Below are 18,464 nucleotides of genomic sequence, written 5' to 3'. Positions count from 1 at the left end.
TTGCATTTCAGTGCTCCCCGCCCAGAATATCGCGACTACGGCCGAAATCCCGACCATTCTTGCTGCCCCGTGCCGGTGGCGTTGCCGGCGCAGCTGCCGGTGCAGGCGCGGCGGCAGGCGGTGCAACACTGGCAGGCGCGGCGGGGCTGGCGGCCTGGGTCAGCTTGTCCAGTGGCAGGTAAAGCAGGCTGTTGCCATTTTTCTGGTCGACAATGACCTTGCTGGTGGCACTCATCACTTGTTGCATCATGTCCAGGTAGAGGCGGTCACGCATGACCTTGGGAGCCTTGTTGTATTCAGACAACACTTGCTTGAAACGGGAGGCATCCCCTTCCGCTTGCGACACCACTTTTTGCTGATAGGCTTCTGCCTCTTGTTCCAGTCTGGCGGCCATGCCCTTGGCCTTGGGCACCACATCGTTGGCGTAAGCCAGGCCTTCGTTGCGTAGCTTGTCCTTGTCCTGACCCGCCTTCACGGCGTCGTCGAAGGCGGCCAGCACCTGCTCGGGCGGCTGCACGGCATTGATATTGACCTTGGCAATACGCACACCCAGGTCGTAGCGGTCCAGAATATCCTGGATGACTTTCTGCGACTCGGCGGCGATCTGCGCCCGGCCTTCATTGAGGACGAAGTCCACCTTGTTGCGGCCCACCACTTCACGGATGGCGGTTTCGGTTGCCTGCTTCACGATGTCGTTGGCATTGCGGTCAGCAGCAGCATTATTGAACAGGAAGGCCTTGGGATCCTTCACGTCGTACTGCACCGACAATTGCACATCGATGATGTTCTGATCGGCCGTCAGCATCAGCGATTCTTCCGGCACCTTGTTCTTGGCATTGCTGCGATAGCCCACTTCCACGCTGCGCAGTTCGGTGAGGTTGACGATTTCCACCTTTTCAAAAGGATAAGGTGCATGCCATTGCAAGCCAGGGTCGGTCACGCGGTTGAAACTGCCCATGCGCAACACCACGCCCTGTTCCTTGGCATCCACGACATAAAAACCGCTACCCAGCCATAAGGCTGCCAACACGCCGATTACGGCGACGGCACCGCCCTTGAAAGCGGCACGCGGTTCGGGGCTGGGCTGCTCGCCCGATGGCTTGGCGCCCAGCAGACGGGCCAGGCGCTGATTGAGATTACGGAAAATTTCGTCAAGGTCCGGCGGACCGTCACTGCCCTGACGTCCCCGATTTGGATCATTCTGCGACATATTCGTCTTGTTCTTCGTGTTGGTTATCAGGTGACTGCAAACGTTCGGCAAGTACTGTCCGCAAGAGTTCCAGCCCTTCACCGGTCAGCGCGGAGAGGCGGACCGCCTGGGCGACCTGCTCCTGATCGCGCTCGATGGCTGCCGGCAGCTGCCGCAAATCGGTCTTGTTCCATACGATCAGTTGCGGCACGCCATCGGCACCGATTTCTGCCAGCACCTTGTTGACTTCATCAATCTGGACGTCGCGCAGTGGGTTGGAGGAGTCCACCACATGCAACAGCAAATCGGCCTGAATGGTTTCTTCGAGTGTGGCACGGAAAGCGGCCACCAGGGTATGCGGCAAATCGCGAATGAAACCGACGGTGTCTGAAACGATGATCGAGGTTTCAGTATTGAGAAACAGCTTGCGGCTAGTGGTATCCAGCGTGGCAAACAACTGGTCGGCGGCATAGCTGCGGGCCTTGGTCAGCGCATTGAACAGCGTTGATTTGCCGGCATTGGTGTAGCCGACAATGGAAACCGCAGCGATGCCGGTACGTTGGCGGCCACGGCGCTGGGTATTGCGCTGTTTTTGCACCTGGGCCAGCCGCTCCTTGAGCGCCTTGACCCGATTGCCCAGCAGCCGGCGGTCGGTTTCCAGCTGGCTTTCACCCGGTCCACGCAGGCCGATCCCGCCCTTTTGCCGTTCCAGGTGCGTCCAGCCACGCACCAGCCGGGTGGCAATATGCGACAACTGCGCCAGTTCCACCTGCAATTTGCCTTCGTGGCTGCGGGCACGCTGGGCAAAGATGTCCAGAATCAGGCTGGTGCGATCGATCACCCGGCATTGCAGCGCGCGTTCCAGATTGCGCTCCTGCGCTGGCGACAGCTGGTGATTGAAAATCACCACATTGGCACCGGTGGCCCGCACCATCACCCCGACCTCTTCCACTTTTCCCTTGCCGGCAAACAAGGCAGCGTCGGGTCGCTGGCGCTTGCCCTGGATGATGCCGGTGACAGTGACATTGGCAGAGCGAACCAGCTCGGCACATTCGGCAACATTTTCCTGATGATCCGGATCACCAAAATCCAGACAGACCAGCACTGCCTGGTCTCCAATATCGGGACGATCAAACACTGTATAGACAACCGTAGATGTGGATTCCGCCGTCACGGCAGCTGCAAGCATGCGTGGCAGAATCATGCATGAAAAAAGGCCGTCAGACCGTGTCAGCAAGACACAGCCTGGCGGCCCGCGGGGATGCAGCGATCAGCCTGATCAGGCGTCTTGCTGATCCTGCTTCTGACCCGGATGTTCGTGCGGGATGTTAACCGGACGGGCCGGAACAACGGTAGAGATGGCATGCTTGTAAACCATCTGGGTAACCGTGTTCTTCAACAGCACTACGTATTGGTCAAAAGACTCAACCTGACCCTGCAGCTTGATACCGTTCACCAGATAGATGGATACCGGCACATGTTCCTTACGCAGAATATTCAGGAACGGGTCTTGTAACATTTGCCCTTTAGAGCTCATTCGTTTTCTCCGAATCGTTGATTGTTGTATTAAATAATCTTTAAAGCCCGGCTGGCATGCTTATTTTTAGCAGAAAAAAACCCAGCCTACTATTTTTTACCACTCTTACCCCAGCGTACTTCCTTCTCGCGCCCACGCAGCTTGGACATCGGTTTCGGTTTGGCCCGGGACTTTTCCTTGGATTCTTCAGTATCGAAGGGGTTTTCCGAGGTTTTGTACTGTACACGCAACGGCGTGCCCTGCAGTTTGAACACCTTGCGGAAGGTATGTTCCAGATAACGCGTGTAACTGGCCGGGATCGCATCCAGTGCATTGCCATGAATCACGATGATAGGTGGATTCATGCCGCCCTGGTGAGCATAACGCATCTTGGGGCGCATCAGACCCGAGCGCGGCGGTGCCTGACGTTCCACTGCAACATTCAGCACCCGTGTCAGCTTGGGCGTGGCCAGCTTGACCATGGCAGCCTGGTAGGCTTCATCGATGGACTTGAACAGGTCGGTCACACCACGGCCTTCGATGGCCGAGATGTAATGGAACTTGGCGAAGTCGAGGAAGCTGATCTTGCGGGCGATTTCCCGCTTCACGGTTTCCTTTTTCTCGAAGTCCAGATTGTCCCACTTGTTCACCGCCACCACCAAGGCACGGCCTGCTTCCAGCGCGAAACCGGCGATGGTGGCATCCTGCTCGGAGATGTCCAGTTGCGCATCCAATACCAGCACCGCCACGTTGGCATCTTCGATGGCCTTCATGGTCTTGATGATGGAGAACTTTTCGATGGCTTCGCTGACCTTGCCACGACGCCGCACGCCGGCGGTGTCGATAATGGTATAGGTATGGTCATCCCGCTCGAAATCAATATAGATGCTGTCGCGCGTGGTACCGGCCTGGTCAAAGGCGATGACGCGCTCTTCACCGAGAATGGCGTTGACCAGGGTCGACTTGCCGACATTGGGACGACCGATCACGGCGAATTTGGGGTGGTAACGGGCTTCTTCTTCCACTTCGTCAGGGAAGTCTTCCAGCACCATTTCCATCAGTTCGCGCACACCATCGCCATGCGCGGCAGAAATCACCAGCGGCTGGCCCAGGGCCAGCTCGTGGAATTCCGCGCTGGCAATGGCGTGGCTGATGCCTTCGGCCTTGTTGACCACCAGGAAGACCGGGCGGTCGATCTGGCGCAGGCGATTGGCGATGATCTTGTCCTGGGGGGTGATGCCGGTACGGCCATCCACCAGGAATACCACGGCATCGGCTTCGTCCACGGCCTGCAGGGTCTGCTTGGCCATTTCGAACAGAATGCCTTCATCCACTACCGGCTCAAAACCGCCGGTGTCGACCACCAGATAGGGTTTGCCGCCCACTCGACCATGGCCGTAATGGCGGTCGCGGGTCAGGCCAGGCTGGTCGGCGACCAGGGCGTCACGGCTGCGGGTCAGCCGGTTGAAAAGGGTCGACTTGCCCACATTGGGGCGGCCGACCAGCGCTACGGTAGGTTTCATGGTTACAGCTTTTACTCAATAGACAGCAGCGACAGGCGACCATTATTCCCCTGTACCAGGGCAGATGCGCCCAGGGAGATGGGCTGGGCGGTTGCGCCTTCGCTGCCAAGTTTCACACGGCCCACCAGGCTGCCGCTTTCATTGGACAGCAGGTGGCCATAGCCTTCACCATCGATCACCAGGACAAAACGTCCGAGCATGGCGGGGCCGGATACATTGCGGAATTTCAGGGCATCGGTCTTCCACAGGCTGCGACCGGTACTGCGGTCATAGGCCCAGACCGAGCCGTCTTCCGCAGTCACATACAATTTGCTGCCATCCAGCGCCACTCCGCGGCTGGAGGACTGTTCGCGTGCCCACATCAGGCTGCCGCTCTTGGCATCGAAGCAGGCGACACGCCCCTGATAGGCGACGCTGCAGACCTGCCCGCCGTCATAGACCGGACGGCTGGTGATGTCGGTGATGCGTTCCAGCTCGGTTGCACCGCGCGGGTTGGCCACCACGCCTTCCCACAGCGTATTGCCGTTGGCCGGGCTGATGATGTCCAGCTTGCCGCCAGGCAGGCCGACCATGACGGCTTCGTTACCCACGGCTTGCATGGAGCCGGTGTTGCGCACCAGCAGTTGCGGCTGGGCATGGGCAATCGACCATTGCTGCTTGCCGTCCGCCAGGCTGAAACCGGTCAGGCGACCATCATTGCTGCGTACCACCACCATGCCACCGGCGATTTGCGGTGCTTCCAGCAGCACGCTGGTGAGCGATTGTTCCCACAGCGTCTTGCCGCTGCTGCGATCCACCGCCAGCAGTGTACCTTCCTGGGTTCCCAGCACAACGGTGTCACCAGCCACGGCCACGCCGGATGACAGCTGGCGCTTGAGCGCGACATCAGCGCTGACCCGGCCGCTCAGTGCATCCACCGTGCGCACATGGCCGGAAGGGTCGGCCGCCACGACATTGCCATTGGCGTATACCGGGATAAAGCCGCTGTCGGAGGCTGCTTGCGACAGCGTCCATTTCACATTCAAGGCCTGGATGGGCTTGATGGCCGCCAGCGGTGTGGGTTTTGCAGCGGAAGAACTTTCAAACCAGCTGGCGCAGCCGGCCAGCATGAACGAGGAAAGAACAGCAGTAACCAGCAGTTGGCGGCGCATCAATTAACCTCCCAGTGCGTCGAGTTTGGTCTGTATGAACTGGCGGTTGGGCGATTCGCCTACCAGTTTGGCCAGGGCGGCCTTATAAGCATCACGCGCCGCGGCCTTGTCGCCCTTGGCTGCATGCACATCACCCTTTTGATCCAGGAACAGCGCATCAAATGCACTCGGATGTGCCTGCCCCAGTTCGGCAATCGCTGCATCATAGCGCTTTTGGTCCAGCTCGATGGTAGCCAGACGCAAATGCGCGACGGCCACCATGGATTCGTCCTTCACGTTTTGTACTACCCAGGATAGCTGGGCCTGGGCAGTGGCCAGATCATTCTTTTCGAAAGCGACTTTGGCAGCCAGCAAGGCAGCATCTGCCGCGTAGGCCGTGGAAGAATAATCCGACTGCAACAAGCCGGCCGAGCTTTTCACCTTGGCCAGATCCTGGCTCTGGGCTGCCTGCTCGACATCGGCAAACACCACAGCAGCCTTGCTGGCCTGACCAGCCTGATAGTAGCCATAGCCCTTGTAGCCAAGATAGGCCACGCTGATGGCGAGCACTGCGCCGCTGATGAGCTTGCCCCACTGTTGCCAGAAGGCCTTCATGGAGTCGATCTGTTCCTGTTCCTGCAAGTCGTACGCCATGGCGCACCCCCCTTATATCAAGCCTTGATAGCGGCAATGGTCGAAGCTACCTGGTCGAGCGCCACCGTCTGCTGTGCGGCATCGGCACGCATCGGTTTGACGACGGCCTGACCGGCAGCCATTTCGTTTTCACCGATGATGACGGCAAATTCCGCACCGCTGCCATCGGCCTTTTTCATTTGCGACTTGAAGCTGCCCTCACCCAGATGCTGGATGACCGACAGGCCGGCCGTGCGCAGTTGCTGTGCCAGCTTCATGGCATACATGGCCGCACCGGCGCCCTGCTGCACGATGTAGACATCGACGCTGCGGGCAGCGGGCAGCAGGCCCTTGTCCTGCAACAGCAGCAGGACCCGCTCCAGGCCCATGCCAAAACCGATGCCAGGTGCCGGCTTGCCGCCCAGCTGTTCGATCAGGCCGTCATAGCGACCGCCGGCACACACCGTGCCCTGGGCGCCCAGCTCGGTGGTGACCCACTCGAATACCGATTGATTGTAATAATCCAGGCCACGCACCAGCCGCGGATTTTCCACGAACTCGATGCCCAGGCTGGCAATCATGCTCTTCCAGCCTTCGTAGTGAGCGCGTGAGGCTTCACCCAGGTAATCGGACAGGCGCGGGGCCTTGTCGGCCATGTCCTGCAAGGCCGGGTTCTTGGTATCCAGCACGCGCAGCGGGTTGGTGTACAGCCGGCGCTTGCCGTCTTCGTCCAGGATGTCGACAAAGCCTTCCAGATAGGCAATCAGTGCCTGGCGATGTTGCGCACGTTCTTCGGCATTGCCCAGCGAGTTGATTTCCAGACGCACATACTGGCTCAGGCCCAGGCGCTGCCACAGGTCGGCGGTCATGGCGATGATTTCGGCGTCGATATCCGGGCCGGCAAAGCCCAGCGCCTCGATGCCCATCTGGTGGAACTGGCGGTAGCGGCCTTTCTGCGGTTTTTCGTGGCGGAACATCGGGCCCATGTACCACAGCTTTTGCGTGGTGTTGTACAGCAGGGTGTGTTCGACCACCGCACGCAGGGTGCCGGCCGTGCCTTCCGGGCGCAGGGTCAGGCTGTCGCCGTTGAGGCTGTCGATGAAGGTATACATTTCCTTTTCGACCACATCGGTCACTTCGCCGATGGCGCGCACAAACAGCGGGGTGGTTTCCACGATGGGCGTGCGGATGTTCTGATAGCCATAGTCGGCCAGCAGCTTGCGCAGCACACCTTCAAAATATTCCCATTGGTAGGATTCGGCGGGCAGCACATCATTCATGCCCTTGATTGCCTGCAATTTTTGCGCCATTTGTTCAGTTCTTCTTGCTATTCGATTGATCTTGTCAGCGGAGCCAGCCGGTCCGCTCAGCGTTGTGGCTGGATCGGAATGATGCGGTTGCTGCTTTCGCGACGTTTGCTGCCACCTTCGCCGTAGCGGGTTTGCACATAATCGTCGACCAGCGCCTTGAATTCGCTGGCGATATTGTCGCCTTTGAGTGTCACGCCTTTCTGGCCGTCGACATACACCGGTGCCACCGGCACTTCGCCGGTGCCAGGCAGGGAGATGCCGATATCGGCCAGCTTGCTTTCGCCCGGGCCATTGACCACGCAGCCCATCACCGCCACTTTCATGTCTTCCACGCCAGGGTATTGCAAGCGCCAGATCGGCATTTGCTCGCGCAGATAGCTCTGGATCTGGTCGGCCAGTTCCTGGAAGAAGGTACTGGTGGTGCGGCCGCAGCCGGGACAGGCAGTCACCAGCGGGGTAAAGCTGCGCAAACCCATGGTTTGCAGCAGTTCTTGCGCCACGACGACTTCGCGGGTACGCGCTTCGCCCGGTTGCGGGGTCAGCGAGATGCGAATGGTGTCGCCTATGCCCTCTTGCAGCAGGATGGCCAGGGCGGCAGAAGATGCCACAATGCCCTTGCTGCCCATGCCGGCTTCGGTCAGGCCCAGATGCAGCGGGAAGTCACAGCGGCTGCCCAGATCGCGGTAAACGGTGATCAGGTCCTGCACATTGCTGACCTTGCACGACAACAGGATGTTGTCAGCCGGCAGGCCCAGTTCCATCGCCTTGTCGGCCGATTCCAGGGCCGAGACGATCAGCGCCTCGCGCATCACCAGTTCCAACGGCAGCGGCTGCGGCTTGCTGTTGTTGGCATCCAGCATGCGCGCCAGCAGCGCCTGGTCCAGGCTGCCCCAGTTGACGCCGATGCGTACCGGCTTGTCCAGTTCGGCGGCGGTGCGGATCATGAAGGCAAACTTGTCGTCGCCCTTGGCACCCTTGCCGACATTGCCCGGATTGATACGGTACTTGGCCAGTGCGCGGGCACAGTCCGGATAGTCTTTCAGCAGACGCTCGCCATTGAAGTGGAAATCACCCACCAGTGGCACATTGCAACCCATGTCATCCAGCCGCTGGCGGATTTCCGCCACCCGCGCCGCCGCTTCCGGCGAGTTCACGGTTATGCGTACCAGCTCGGAGCCGGCCTGGGACAACTGGTAAACCTGTTCAACTGTGGCGATGGCATCTGCCGTGTCGGTATTGGTCATGGACTGCACCACAACCGGCGCATCCGACCCCACCATGACATGTCCCACCCTGACCTGGCGGGTGGGACGTCGCGCGATATTCACGCTATTCATGCAAAAATCCGCATCTACTTGAGTTCAATTTTGGCGGTAGTGCCACGAATCTTGTCCGTCAGGGCGACGGGCTGTCCGTTAAAGCTGAGCTGTACCTGGGCCGCATTGCCGATTTTCAGCTGGAACGGCGGCGTGCCGGTCAATTCCTTGCTGCTGCCAGCCTCCAGTGTGCCGTACTGCAGTTTCTTGCCGGTGGCATCGATGACTGAAATCCATGCCGCCTGCTGTGCATTCAGCTGGATGTGCCCGCTGGCAGCGGTGGCCACCGCCGCACTGGCTGCTGCCTTGCCGGCACTGCCGGCCGGGCTGGCTGCACTGGCAGTCACTGCCGCAGCGGCCACCGCGGTCGGCTGAGCGGCAGCCTGACTGGCCGCAGCAGCCGCTGGGGTGGCCGGTTCGGCCACCCCAGCGGCCGAGGCCGGAGCCGCTAGCGGTGCGGATGCGGCAGGCGCGGAAGCGGCCTGCTGCGTCAGCATGGGTTGCAATGCCTGGGCCGGCGCCGGCGCAGCACTGCCCTGCCGGCCAGCCAGCCATAAGGCGCCACCAGCCACCGCCGCCGCCACGACCAACAGCAGCAGCCATTTGCCGGTTTTGCCGGCAGCGGCTGCCGGGGGCGGCACCCGGGCCAGGGTTTCCGCCATGCTGGCCGGCTGGCCGGCCTGCTCCTGCTTGACCAGATTGACCACGTCATTGACGGCAGAAGGGAAATGCTCTTCCAGCTGCGCCATCAAGGGCTCGGCATCCACCTTGAGAAAACGGGCATAGTTTCTGACAAAACCACGGACAAACGTTGCACCCGGCAATTGCTGGAAGTCATCTTTTTCGATGGCATCCAGTTGCCGGACAGACAGTTTCAGCCGTTCGGCCACTTCACCCAGACTCATGCCGGCCTGTTCGCGCGCTGCTTTCAGCGCTGCGCCGACACCCAGTCTGGCCGACTGGCCATGCGCTTCCTGTTCCATCTTCAGCTTCCGCTCAACAACAGTTGTGTTTCCTTGGAGTCCGGGTAGCGGTTTTTCAGCGCGTTGGAATATTCCGCCTCATGCACCCGGTCTCCCCCTTTCCTGGCAATCTGTACGCCCAGCCACAGCACATCGGCTCCCAGTGGCGCATTGCCTGCGGTCTGTTGCAGGCGTCCAAAATAAAAGGACGCCAGCTTGGCATTGCCCAGCTCCAGATGCAAGGCAGCCAATTCGCGCAATGCGGGCGGATAATCGGGAGCCATCTGCAAGGCGGTCAGCAGGTAATCGTTGGCCTGGGTGGTTTCGCCCAGCTTGACACTGCAACGGCCCATATTGAGATAGGCCGTTTGGGGTGTCTGGTACAGTGGATTGGCGATGGCCTTGGCGAAGTAATTCATGGCCACCCGTGGGCGTTCATGTTCGCACAGAAACTGGCCATAGTTATTGTTTGCCTCTGGACTGGAAGGATCGACCTGTAGCGCCTTGAGAAAGTTCTTCTCGGCATCGCTATCCAGATGCATCAGATTGTATACATAGGCACGGGTCAGATAGGCACCGACAAAGCTGTCGTCGGCCTGCACTGCTTCATTGGCGGACTCCAGCGCTATCGGCAGATTGCCCAGCCCCGCATATTCAACGGCCAGCTGGCTGCGGATTTCTGCCAGTTTGCGGTTGGCCGGCGCGGCGAATGCGACAAGGGAATACGCCAACAGGCACACCGCCATCCACACTCGCCACTTGTTCATTCTTCGCGCTCCTGGGCTATCTGCATCCATTTGACCTGACGCCTGGTCTTATCCATCACCTGTCCGGCCAACTGGCCACAGGCTGCGTCGATGTCGTCACCGCGGGTTTTTCTTACGGTAACCACGTAACCCTGCTCCTGCAACATTTCCCGGAAAATCCGGATCGCATTATTGCTGGAGCGATCATAGCCGGAATTGGGGAAGGGATTGAACGGGATCAGATTGAATTTGCACGGCACGTCACGCACCAGCTCCAGCAGCTGCCGGGCGTGTTCGGGACGGTCGTTGATGCCATCGAGCATGACATATTCAAAGGTGATGAAATCGCGTGGGGCCTTTTCCAGGTAGCGCTGGCAGGCGGCCATCAGTTCTTTTAACGGGTACTTCTTGTTGATGGGAACGATTTCATCGCGAATGGCATCGTTGGGGGCGTGCAGGCTGACAGCCAGCGCCACCGGACAGGCTTCGCGCAGGCGGTCCATTTGCGGCACCAGGCCGGAGGTGGACAGCGTGACGCGGCGGCGGCTGAGGCCGTAGCCGTGGTCATCCAGCATGATCTGCAGCGCGCTGACCACATTGTCGAAGTTGGCCAGCGGCTCGCCCATGCCCATCATCACCACATTGGACACCACGCGTTCGTTTTTCGGGGTAATCCCCATGGCCTTGTTGGCCCACCACAGCTGGCCGATGATTTCGGCAGTGCTGAGGTTGCGATTGAAACCCTGGCGGCCGGTGGAGCAGAAGGTACACTCCAGCGCACAACCCACCTGGGATGACACGCACAAGGTGCCGCGGTCGTCTTCCGGAATGAACACGGTTTCCACACCGTTGCCGGTGCCGACGTCGAGCAGCCACTTGCGGGTACCATCACTGGACGCCTGCCCGGTCATCAGCGACGGTACGCGTACCTCGGCATGCTGGTGCAGCTTGGCACGCAGGCTTTTGGCCAGGTCGGTCATCGCGTCGAAATCGTCTTCGCCCATCTGGTGCATCCAGCGCATCACCTGCTTGGCACGGAAGGCTTTCTCTCCCATGGCGGCAAAGTGTTCGGTCAACTGGTCCAGATTGAAGTCGAGCAGGTTGGTTTTCATGCAGTCCTCGGTAAAACAGCGGCAGCCACCGGGCTGCCGCCAGATACATCCATTACAACAAAGCGAGATTAACGGGAGTAGATCTCGGAAGCAGCAAAGAAGTAAGCCACTTCGATGGCAGCGTTTTCAGCGCTGTCGGAGCCGTGTACGGCATTGGCGTCGATCGATTCGGCGAAATCGGCGCGGATGGTGCCGGCGTCAGCCTTTTTCGGATCGGTGGCGCCCATCAGTTCGCGATTCTTGGCGATGGCGTTTTCACCTTCCAGAGCCTGGATCATCACCGGGCCGGAAACCATGAAATCAACCAGGTCCTTGAAGAAAGGACGTTCTTTGTGCACGGCGTAGAAGCCTTCGGCTTCGGCGCGGGACAGTTGCTTCAGCTTGGCTGCAACAATTTTCAGACCGGCGGATTCGAAACGGTCGTAGATCTTGCCGATAACATTCTTGGCTACGGCATCCGGCTTAACGATGGACAGGGTACGTTCAATTGCCATAAAAATCTCCCAAATACTCCCAAATAACAGAACAAGTGGCTAAACTAGGCTGTAGCTCAGCCACTCGGGTTACGCAATTCTGAGGAACCCGATATTTTACCAGCCTTTTCAAGCCTCTGCTGCATAAAAATTCAAGGCCATGACAGAACAAAATCAAGGGCAAGACCCCGGCTCGGCTCCGGATGAAAAAGATCTCAACAGCAAGCTGAAAAAGCGGCTGGCGATTGCCGGCGGCCTGGTTGCCGTGGCGCTGGCGGCCATCCCCGTGCTGGACAGCATGAAAAAACCCAAGGTGGAAATGACCGCCACCACACCAGCGGGCAGCTCCGGCAAGATCGTCAACCCCAGTTCGGCCCCGGCACTGGAGCAAGCAGCAGAGCCCGTCGCGCAGAGCAGTGCGCCGGCCGAAGAGGCCAGCGCCCCGCAAACCGATGCCGGCAGCTCGCCCTCGCCCGCGGCGCCAACGGCAACACCGCCGCAAACCCCGGATATCAGCAAGACCCCGGCGGTTGCCAGCAGCAAACCGGTCAGCCCACCGGCTGTCCATGCCGCCGCCAAACCAGCTGGCAAACCTGCTGCGGCAGCCACAGCCCCTGCGGCCCCGCCCCCGGCCACAGCACCCGTGGCTGCGGTCACCACCCACAGTGCTCCCACCAAGGCCGCCCCTGCCCCACAGCCAGTACGCAGTGTTCCCGACAGCGACAACAGCGTGAGCACTCCGCCGCCTGCACCCGCCGTGGTCAAAGCCAAGCCCGAAGGCAGCTCGCTGGGTTACAAGCTGCAGCTGGGGCTGTTTTCCAGCATGGGCAACGCGGAAAAGCTGGTGAAGGAACTCAAGGCCAAGGGCATAGAAGCGCACACGGAAACCCGCGTCCAGCTCGGCCCGTTCAAGACGCGCGCCGAGGCTGACGAAGCCATGGCCAAGCTGCGTAATCTGGGCTATACCCCGCTGCTGGCCCCCGCCGCGCAGTAAGGGCCGTTGACAAGAAAACGCTTACCGGCATGCCAGGCCCGCCCTCAGTGAATGAGGGCGGGCCTGTTGCATGATGCAGAGTAAAAAAACAGGCAGCCTGAGCTGCCCCGGAAGTCCCACTGTGGATGAGGGGTAGTACGCTGACCCGGCCTAGCCCAGCGTCGGCATGGCGAATTCTGCGCTTTGCACCTGCCCGGCCGGCCAGCGACTGGTAATGGCCTTCATGCGGGTGTAAAAACGCACCCCTTCCGGGCCGTGCATGTGATGGTCGCCAAACAGCGAGGCTTTCCAGCCACCAAAGCTGTGGAAGGCCATGGGTACCGGAATCGGCACATTGATGCCCACCATGCCCACCTGGATGCGATGGGCAAACTCGCGCGCGGCACCGCCGTTGCGGGTAAAGATGGCCGTACCATTGCCATAGGCATGCTGGTTGATCAGCCGGACTGCCGCGTCCAGACTGTCTACCCGCACCACGGCCAGCACCGGGCCGAAGATTTCTTCCTGATAGATGGTCATCTCCGGGGTGACGTGATCGAACAGCGTGCCGCCGATGAAGAAGCCTTCCTCGCAACCGGGTACTACCAGCCCACGGCCATCCACCACCAATGTGGCCCCTTCCGCCACGCCCTGCGCGATGTAAGCAGTCACTTTATCCAGATGCTGGCGCGTGACCAGCGGGCCCATTTCGGCCTTGGGGTCGGTGCCGGCATTGATGCGCAACTGGCGGGTACGCTCGGCCAGCCGCGCCACCAGTGTGTCCGCCACATCGCCCACGGCCACGGCCACGGAAATGGCCATACAGCGCTCACCGGCCGAACCATAGGCCGCGCCCATCAGCGCTTCGATGGTCATGTCCAGATCGGCATCCGGCAGCACCACCATGTGGTTCTTGGCCCCGCCCAGCGCCTGCACCCGCTTGCCATGCGCGGCACCGGTTTCATAGATATAGCGGGCAATCGGGGTAGAGCCGACAAAGCTGACTGCAGCCACATCCGGATGGGTAAGCAGGCCATCCACCGCCAGCTTGTCGCCTTGCAGCACATTGAACACGCCATCCGGCAAGCCAGCCTCTTTCAGCCACTCGGCAATCAACAAGGGAGCGGACGGGTCGCGCTCGGAGGGTTTGAGGATGAAGGTATTACCGCAGGCCAGCGCCACCGGGAACATCCACATCGGCACCATGGCCGGAAAGTTGAACGGTGTAATGCCCGCCACCACGCCCAGCGGCTGGCGCATGGTCCAGGCATCCACGCCGGTGGCCACCTGCTCGGTGTATTCGCCCTTGAGCAGTTGCGGAATGCCGCAGGCAAACTCCACCACTTCCAGCCCGCGCTGTACTTCGCCCTGTGCGTCGGACTCCACCTTGCCATGTTCGCTGGAAATCACCGCCGCCAGTTCGCGCTGGCGTTCTTCCAGAATGCTCTTGAAGCGGAACAGGATGCGCGAGCGCTTGAGCGGGGACAGTGCCGCCCAAGCCGGAAAAGCTGCGTGAGCGGCTGCCACGGCGGCGGCTACATCCTGCGGCTCGGCCAGGGCCACTTCGGCCTGCGGACGTCCCAATGCCGGGTTGAACACGGCACTGTAACGCTGTGCCACACCAGCAGTACGCTGGCCATTGATGAAATGCGGAATCTGCAACATGGTTTCTCCTTGCTGCGGGCAAGCCGGGGACCTGCCCTTGAGCGGTGGGCATCAAATGGATAATGAGCGGGAATGTGACGACCAGCGCCGGACCAGGGCAGCCCGGCGCCATGGCTTTAGTCAGGCAGTTGCAGCAGCCATTCGTGCTGCGGGTCGTTGTGGAAATGCCACTGGCGCTTGGGCCCGGCCATCACGTTGAGGTAATAGGACTGGTAGCCATAAGGCACGCACACCGGGTGGTAGCCGCGCGGCACCATCATCACGTCGTGGTTTTCCACGGCGTGGGATTCGTCCAGGCTGCGGTCGTCGGTGTAGACCCGCTGAAAGGCAAAGCCCTGCGGCGGATCGATGCGGTGGTAATAGGTTTCTTCCAGTGCGCTTTCCGCTGGCAGATTGTCCAGATCGTGCTTGTGCGGCGGGTAGCTGGAAGAATGGCCGGACGGGGTGATGACTTCCACCACCAGCAAGCTATCCGCAGGCTCCGTTTGCGGCAGGATGTCCGTCACATAGCGAGTGTTGGCCCCCTTGCCGCGCACGCTTCGCTGCATGCTGGCAGGTGCAATCAGCCGTACCTCGCGGCCAGGCTGGCCGGGTGCCGAGCACAAGGCCACTTCGGCCGGGGTCAGTGCGGTGATGGTAAGCGGCTCTCCCGCCGGAACATACACCGCCCACGGGGCTTGGTCGTCGAACACGCTGCTGCGCTCGCCCAGGCTGTCCCAGTACTGCGCACCCGCTTGCACCGCCACCTTGCCGGTCAACACGACCAGACAGCATTCGCGCCCGGCATCCTGCCAGCTTTCCTGTTCGCCCACGTCCAGCCGCACCGCGCGGAAACCCACATGCTGCCAACCGGCACTTTGCGGGGTGATGTCGGCAATCTCGCGCCCCTTGCCTGCCTTGACCAACAAGCTCATGCCACATTCCTTTCCTGCTGATTGATGGCCGCCACCAGCGACGACAGGGTACGGTAGCCCTTGTCGGCGTATTCATAGCTGGGCGCGACGACCGGGTCCTGCTCGGCCTCCACCACCAGCCAGCCCTGATAACCGTGAACCGCCAGAGCATGCAAAATGGCGGCAAAGTCGATGCAGCCATCGCCCGGCACGGTAAACGCACCATTGATCACCGCCTGCAAAAAGCTCCAGTTGCCGTTCCACGCCTGCTTCACCACTTGCGGGCGCACATCCTTGCAATGCACATGCACCACGCGGGCAATATGCTTGTTCAGCACTGCCAGCGCATCGCCACCGGCAAAGGTGATGTGGCCGGTATCAAACAGCAGGCCGACTTCCGGGCCGGTGACAGCCATCAGCTGGTCGATGTCCTGCGCGGTTTCCACATAGGCTCCCATGTGGTGGTGGTAGGCCAGGGTGATGCCGCGGGATTGCAGATGGCGGGCAAATTCGTTGAGCCGCGCGCCATAGGCCAGCCACTGCTGCTGGCTGGTAAAACGCGGGCGCTTGTACAAGGGCTGGGGCTGGCCCTGGATGGCACTGGCCACTTCGCCATACACCATCACCTTGCAGCCGTTTTGCACCAGCAGTTGCAGGTGTGGCTCCACGCGGCGGATTTCCTCCTCCACGCTGCTTTCCGCCAGATAACCGGAATGCCAACCTGACACGCACTCCACGCCGTAGGGCTGCAATACCGCCGCCAGCGCTTGCGGGTCGCGCGGAAACTTGTTGCCCAGCTCGAAGCCCTGATAACCGATGCGCGCACCTTCGCGCAAAATGGTGTCCAGCGTGACTTCCCCGCCCAGCGAGGGCAGGTCGTCATTGCACCATGAAATGGGGTTGATGCCGATTTTTACCTTGAATGGCTTGCTCATTATTGTTCTCCCGGGTGCTCAGCGCGGCTGGCGACGGCTGCGCCAGATGTCGATCAGGGTTTCAAAATTGCCACGGGCGGCTGCAATCAGCCCGGCGTCGTCCAGTTCGCCGGCCAGCCAGCGTTGTGACGGTTCGTGGAACAGCGTGCGTCCCACCATGAAACCACGGCAGCTGCTGCTGGCAGCCGCATCGGCAAAACCCTGACGCAGTACATCCAGCGAAGCATGCAAGCCCAGCAGCACCACGCCACGGCAATAGGGGTCACGCTCGGCCAGCAGCGCGTCCACCGCCTGCCATTGTGTGGCCGACATGGATTCCAGCTTCCACCACTCCGGGTAGATGCCCAGGTTGTAGAAGCGCTTGAGCGCGCGCAGTACGGTGTCCGGCTGTTGCGGCAGCTTTTTCGACGGAATCACTTCCAGCAGCAGCTCATGTCCGCTCAGTTGAGCGGCTTCGTAGATAGCGCGCACCTGGGCTTCCTGCTCCAGCCGGTTTTCCAGCGTGTCGTCCGGGTGGTATTGCACCAGACATTTGATGATGTGTTCCTGCGGCCAGCTTTCCAACCGGGCGGTGGCGGTGCGGCCACGGTCGAATTCCAGCGGGTTGGAGCCGGGCAACTCCACCGGACGGCCTATCCACCAGCCACGACCGGTGGCGGAATACATGGCGTCTTCGCCGTAGCGGTCGTCCACCAGAATGCCGATATGGCCTTGCAGTTGCAGCGCGCTTTCGGTTTGCGCCACGGCCTCCACCAACAGGCGCTTGAGCACGGAAATGCGCGCCTCGTCCGCCCCGCTTTGCCGCGCCAGCTCGAAAAACTGGTTGCGGTGATCGAAGGCAAACACGCACAGGTCATCCCACTGCTTGCGCTTGATACTGACCCGGTGCAAGCGGCTGAGCGTGGCGTCGTCACCCGGTCGCAGCGGTGTCTGTTCCAGACCGAGGAAATAATCCAGTTCGGCCGGGGTGGGCATGGCCGGCGAGCAACCATGGCGCGACACCACCAGCGCACCGCAGGCATTGGCGCGGGTGCAGCACCAGCCGTAGTCGCGGCCATGCAGCCAGCCGGACAGGAAGCCGGACAGAAAGGCATCACCTGCGCCCAGTACATTCATCACTTCCACCTGCGCGCCCTTGACCGAAAACGCATCCTCGATGCGCGCCGGGATGGCACCCGGAATCACCGCGCAGCCCAGCGGGCCACGCTTCACCACCAGCGTGGCCTGCGGAGCCAGCTGGCGCACGGTGGCCAGGCTGGTCAGCAAATCGTCCGAGCCTCCGGCGATATTGATTTCTTCTTCAGTCCCGACAATCAGGTCAAACAGCGGCAGTACCGATTGCAAATGGGCGGTCACCCCGTCGCTGGCGATATAGCGCTCTTCGCCATTGCCACGGCCGGTAATGCCCCACAGCACCGGGCGGTAGTCGATATCCAGCACGGTGCGCACATCATGCTTTCGTGCCAGCACCAGCGCCTTGCGGCTGGCGGCATTTACCTTGGCAGTGGAAAAGTGGGTGCCGGTAATCAGCAGCGCCTTGCTGGAGGCAATGAAGTCTTCATTGATATCCGCTTCTTCCAGCGCCATGTCGGCACAGTTCTCGCGGTAAAACAGCAGAGGGAAGGTATCGCGGTCCTTGATGCCCAGCAGCACCAGCGCGGTAAGCCGCTCCGGGTCCACCTTCACCTGGCTGACATCACAGCCTTCCGCTGTCAGGGTGTCCAGCAGGTAGCGGCCCATGTGTTCGTCGCCCACGCGTGACAGCATGGCGGACTTCAGGCCGAGGCGGGCAGTACCGAAAGCGATGTTGGCAGAGGAGCCGCCCAGATAGCGGGCAAAGCTGCTGGCGTCTTCCAGCCGGGCTCCCAGTTGGCGGGCATACAAGTCGATGGCCAGTCTGCCCAGGCAGATCAGGTCCAGCGGTCGGTCGGCAGCAAAATGGGTGGTGTTTTGCATGATGTGCATTCTTTGTCTCGTTTGAGTGACTGTCCGCCGCTGCGGCCCGCCTCCACCCGCCCGGGGAAGTGCGCCGTCAGCCATATCGGTGAAGTCCAGCATAAATCGCCGGCCTGATGAATGCAACTTTTT

Annotated in this window: 17 protein-coding genes; 1 reads left to right on the top strand and 16 read right to left on the bottom strand. The window is 60.8% G+C overall.

Annotated elements, in window-relative coordinates; all coding sequences use genetic code 11:
- Positions 1–7: 7 nt before the first annotated feature.
- From hflK to ndk, 12 genes are all read right to left on the bottom strand, one after another.
- Positions 8–1,210, bottom strand: coding sequence for an FtsH protease activity modulator HflK (gene hflK, locus JHD64_RS14790; RefSeq protein WP_199053814.1), 1,203 nt, complete (start codon positions 1,208–1,210; stop codon positions 8–10).
- The gene (gene hflX, locus JHD64_RS14785) at positions 1,197–2,327 is read right to left on the bottom strand and encodes a GTPase HflX (RefSeq protein ID WP_110313529.1); all 1,131 of its coding nucleotides are present in this window, start codon (positions 2,325–2,327) and stop codon (positions 1,197–1,199) included. The genes hflK and hflX overlap by 14 nt, the downstream gene beginning before the upstream one ends.
- Positions 2,328–2,468: 141 nt before the next feature.
- Positions 2,469–2,726 (bottom strand): RNA chaperone Hfq, encoded by a 258-nt coding sequence (gene hfq / locus JHD64_RS14780; protein WP_045844760.1) that lies wholly within the window; start codon positions 2,724–2,726, stop codon positions 2,469–2,471.
- An 89-nt stretch (positions 2,727–2,815) separates the two neighbouring features.
- Entirely contained in the window at positions 2,816–4,228 is a 1,413-nt protein-coding gene (gene der, locus JHD64_RS14775) for a ribosome biogenesis GTPase Der (protein ID WP_059287277.1), read from the bottom strand.
- 11 nt (positions 4,229–4,239) lie between these two features.
- Complete coding sequence (bamB, locus tag JHD64_RS14770; protein ID WP_059287278.1) at positions 4,240–5,379, bottom strand: outer membrane protein assembly factor BamB; 1,140 nt, start codon at positions 5,377–5,379, stop codon at positions 4,240–4,242.
- A gap of 3 nt (positions 5,380–5,382) precedes the next feature.
- Complete coding sequence (locus JHD64_RS14765; RefSeq protein ID WP_199053812.1) at positions 5,383–6,012, bottom strand: tetratricopeptide repeat protein; 630 nt, start codon at positions 6,010–6,012, stop codon at positions 5,383–5,385.
- Between the two features lie 17 nt (positions 6,013–6,029).
- Complete coding sequence (hisS, locus tag JHD64_RS14760; protein WP_059287276.1) at positions 6,030–7,301, bottom strand: histidine--tRNA ligase; 1,272 nt, start codon at positions 7,299–7,301, stop codon at positions 6,030–6,032.
- Between the two features lie 56 nt (positions 7,302–7,357).
- A complete protein-coding gene (ispG, locus tag JHD64_RS14755) occupies positions 7,358–8,638 on the bottom strand; it encodes a flavodoxin-dependent (E)-4-hydroxy-3-methylbut-2-enyl-diphosphate synthase (RefSeq protein WP_059287275.1) in 1,281 nt (426 codons plus the stop codon).
- 14 nt (positions 8,639–8,652) lie between these two features.
- Positions 8,653–9,600, bottom strand: coding sequence for a RodZ domain-containing protein (locus JHD64_RS14750; RefSeq protein WP_199053811.1), 948 nt, complete (start codon positions 9,598–9,600; stop codon positions 8,653–8,655).
- A gap of 2 nt (positions 9,601–9,602) precedes the next feature.
- A complete protein-coding gene (gene pilW / locus JHD64_RS14745; protein WP_233170512.1) occupies positions 9,603–10,346 on the bottom strand; it encodes a type IV pilus biogenesis/stability protein PilW in 744 nt (247 codons plus the stop codon).
- Positions 10,343–11,437, bottom strand: coding sequence for a 23S rRNA (adenine(2503)-C(2))-methyltransferase RlmN (gene rlmN / locus JHD64_RS14740; protein WP_059287535.1), 1,095 nt, complete (start codon positions 11,435–11,437; stop codon positions 10,343–10,345). The genes pilW and rlmN overlap by 4 nt, the downstream gene beginning before the upstream one ends.
- Positions 11,438–11,505: 68 nt before the next feature.
- Positions 11,506–11,931, bottom strand: a complete 426-nt coding sequence (gene ndk, locus JHD64_RS14735; RefSeq protein WP_059287534.1) for a nucleoside-diphosphate kinase — start codon at positions 11,929–11,931, stop codon at positions 11,506–11,508.
- A 139-nt stretch (positions 11,932–12,070) separates the two neighbouring features.
- On the opposite strand from ndk, the gene JHD64_RS14730 reads away from it, so the two are divergent.
- Positions 12,071–12,904: an SPOR domain-containing protein gene (locus JHD64_RS14730; RefSeq protein ID WP_199053807.1), complete on the top strand. Its 834-nt coding sequence runs from the start codon at positions 12,071–12,073 to the stop codon at positions 12,902–12,904.
- 150 nt (positions 12,905–13,054) lie between these two features.
- Here JHD64_RS14730 and JHD64_RS14725 read toward each other — a convergent pair whose 3' ends face one another.
- The 4 genes from JHD64_RS14725 to iolC form a co-directional block, all read right to left on the bottom strand.
- Positions 13,055–14,548 carry a CoA-acylating methylmalonate-semialdehyde dehydrogenase gene (locus tag JHD64_RS14725; protein WP_199053805.1) on the bottom strand — a complete coding sequence of 498 codons (1,494 nt, stop codon included), beginning with the start codon at positions 14,546–14,548 and terminating at the stop codon, positions 13,055–13,057.
- Between the two features lie 116 nt (positions 14,549–14,664).
- Entirely contained in the window at positions 14,665–15,462 is a 798-nt protein-coding gene (iolB, locus tag JHD64_RS14720; RefSeq protein WP_199053803.1) for a 5-deoxy-glucuronate isomerase, read from the bottom strand.
- The gene (iolE, locus tag JHD64_RS14715; RefSeq protein ID WP_199053801.1) at positions 15,459–16,376 is read right to left on the bottom strand and encodes a myo-inosose-2 dehydratase; all 918 of its coding nucleotides are present in this window, start codon (positions 16,374–16,376) and stop codon (positions 15,459–15,461) included. The genes iolB and iolE overlap by 4 nt, the downstream gene beginning before the upstream one ends.
- Before the next feature lie 18 nt (positions 16,377–16,394).
- Positions 16,395–18,332, bottom strand: a complete 1,938-nt coding sequence (iolC, locus tag JHD64_RS14710; RefSeq protein ID WP_199053799.1) for a 5-dehydro-2-deoxygluconokinase — start codon at positions 18,330–18,332, stop codon at positions 16,395–16,397.
- Positions 18,333–18,464: the final 132 nt, after the last annotated feature.

Source organism: Aquitalea sp. ASV15 (genome assembly GCF_016429115.1).
Lineage (GTDB): Bacteria > Pseudomonadota > Gammaproteobacteria > Burkholderiales > Chromobacteriaceae > Aquitalea > Aquitalea magnusonii.
This window is presented reverse-complemented; position numbering and strand designations above follow the sequence as displayed.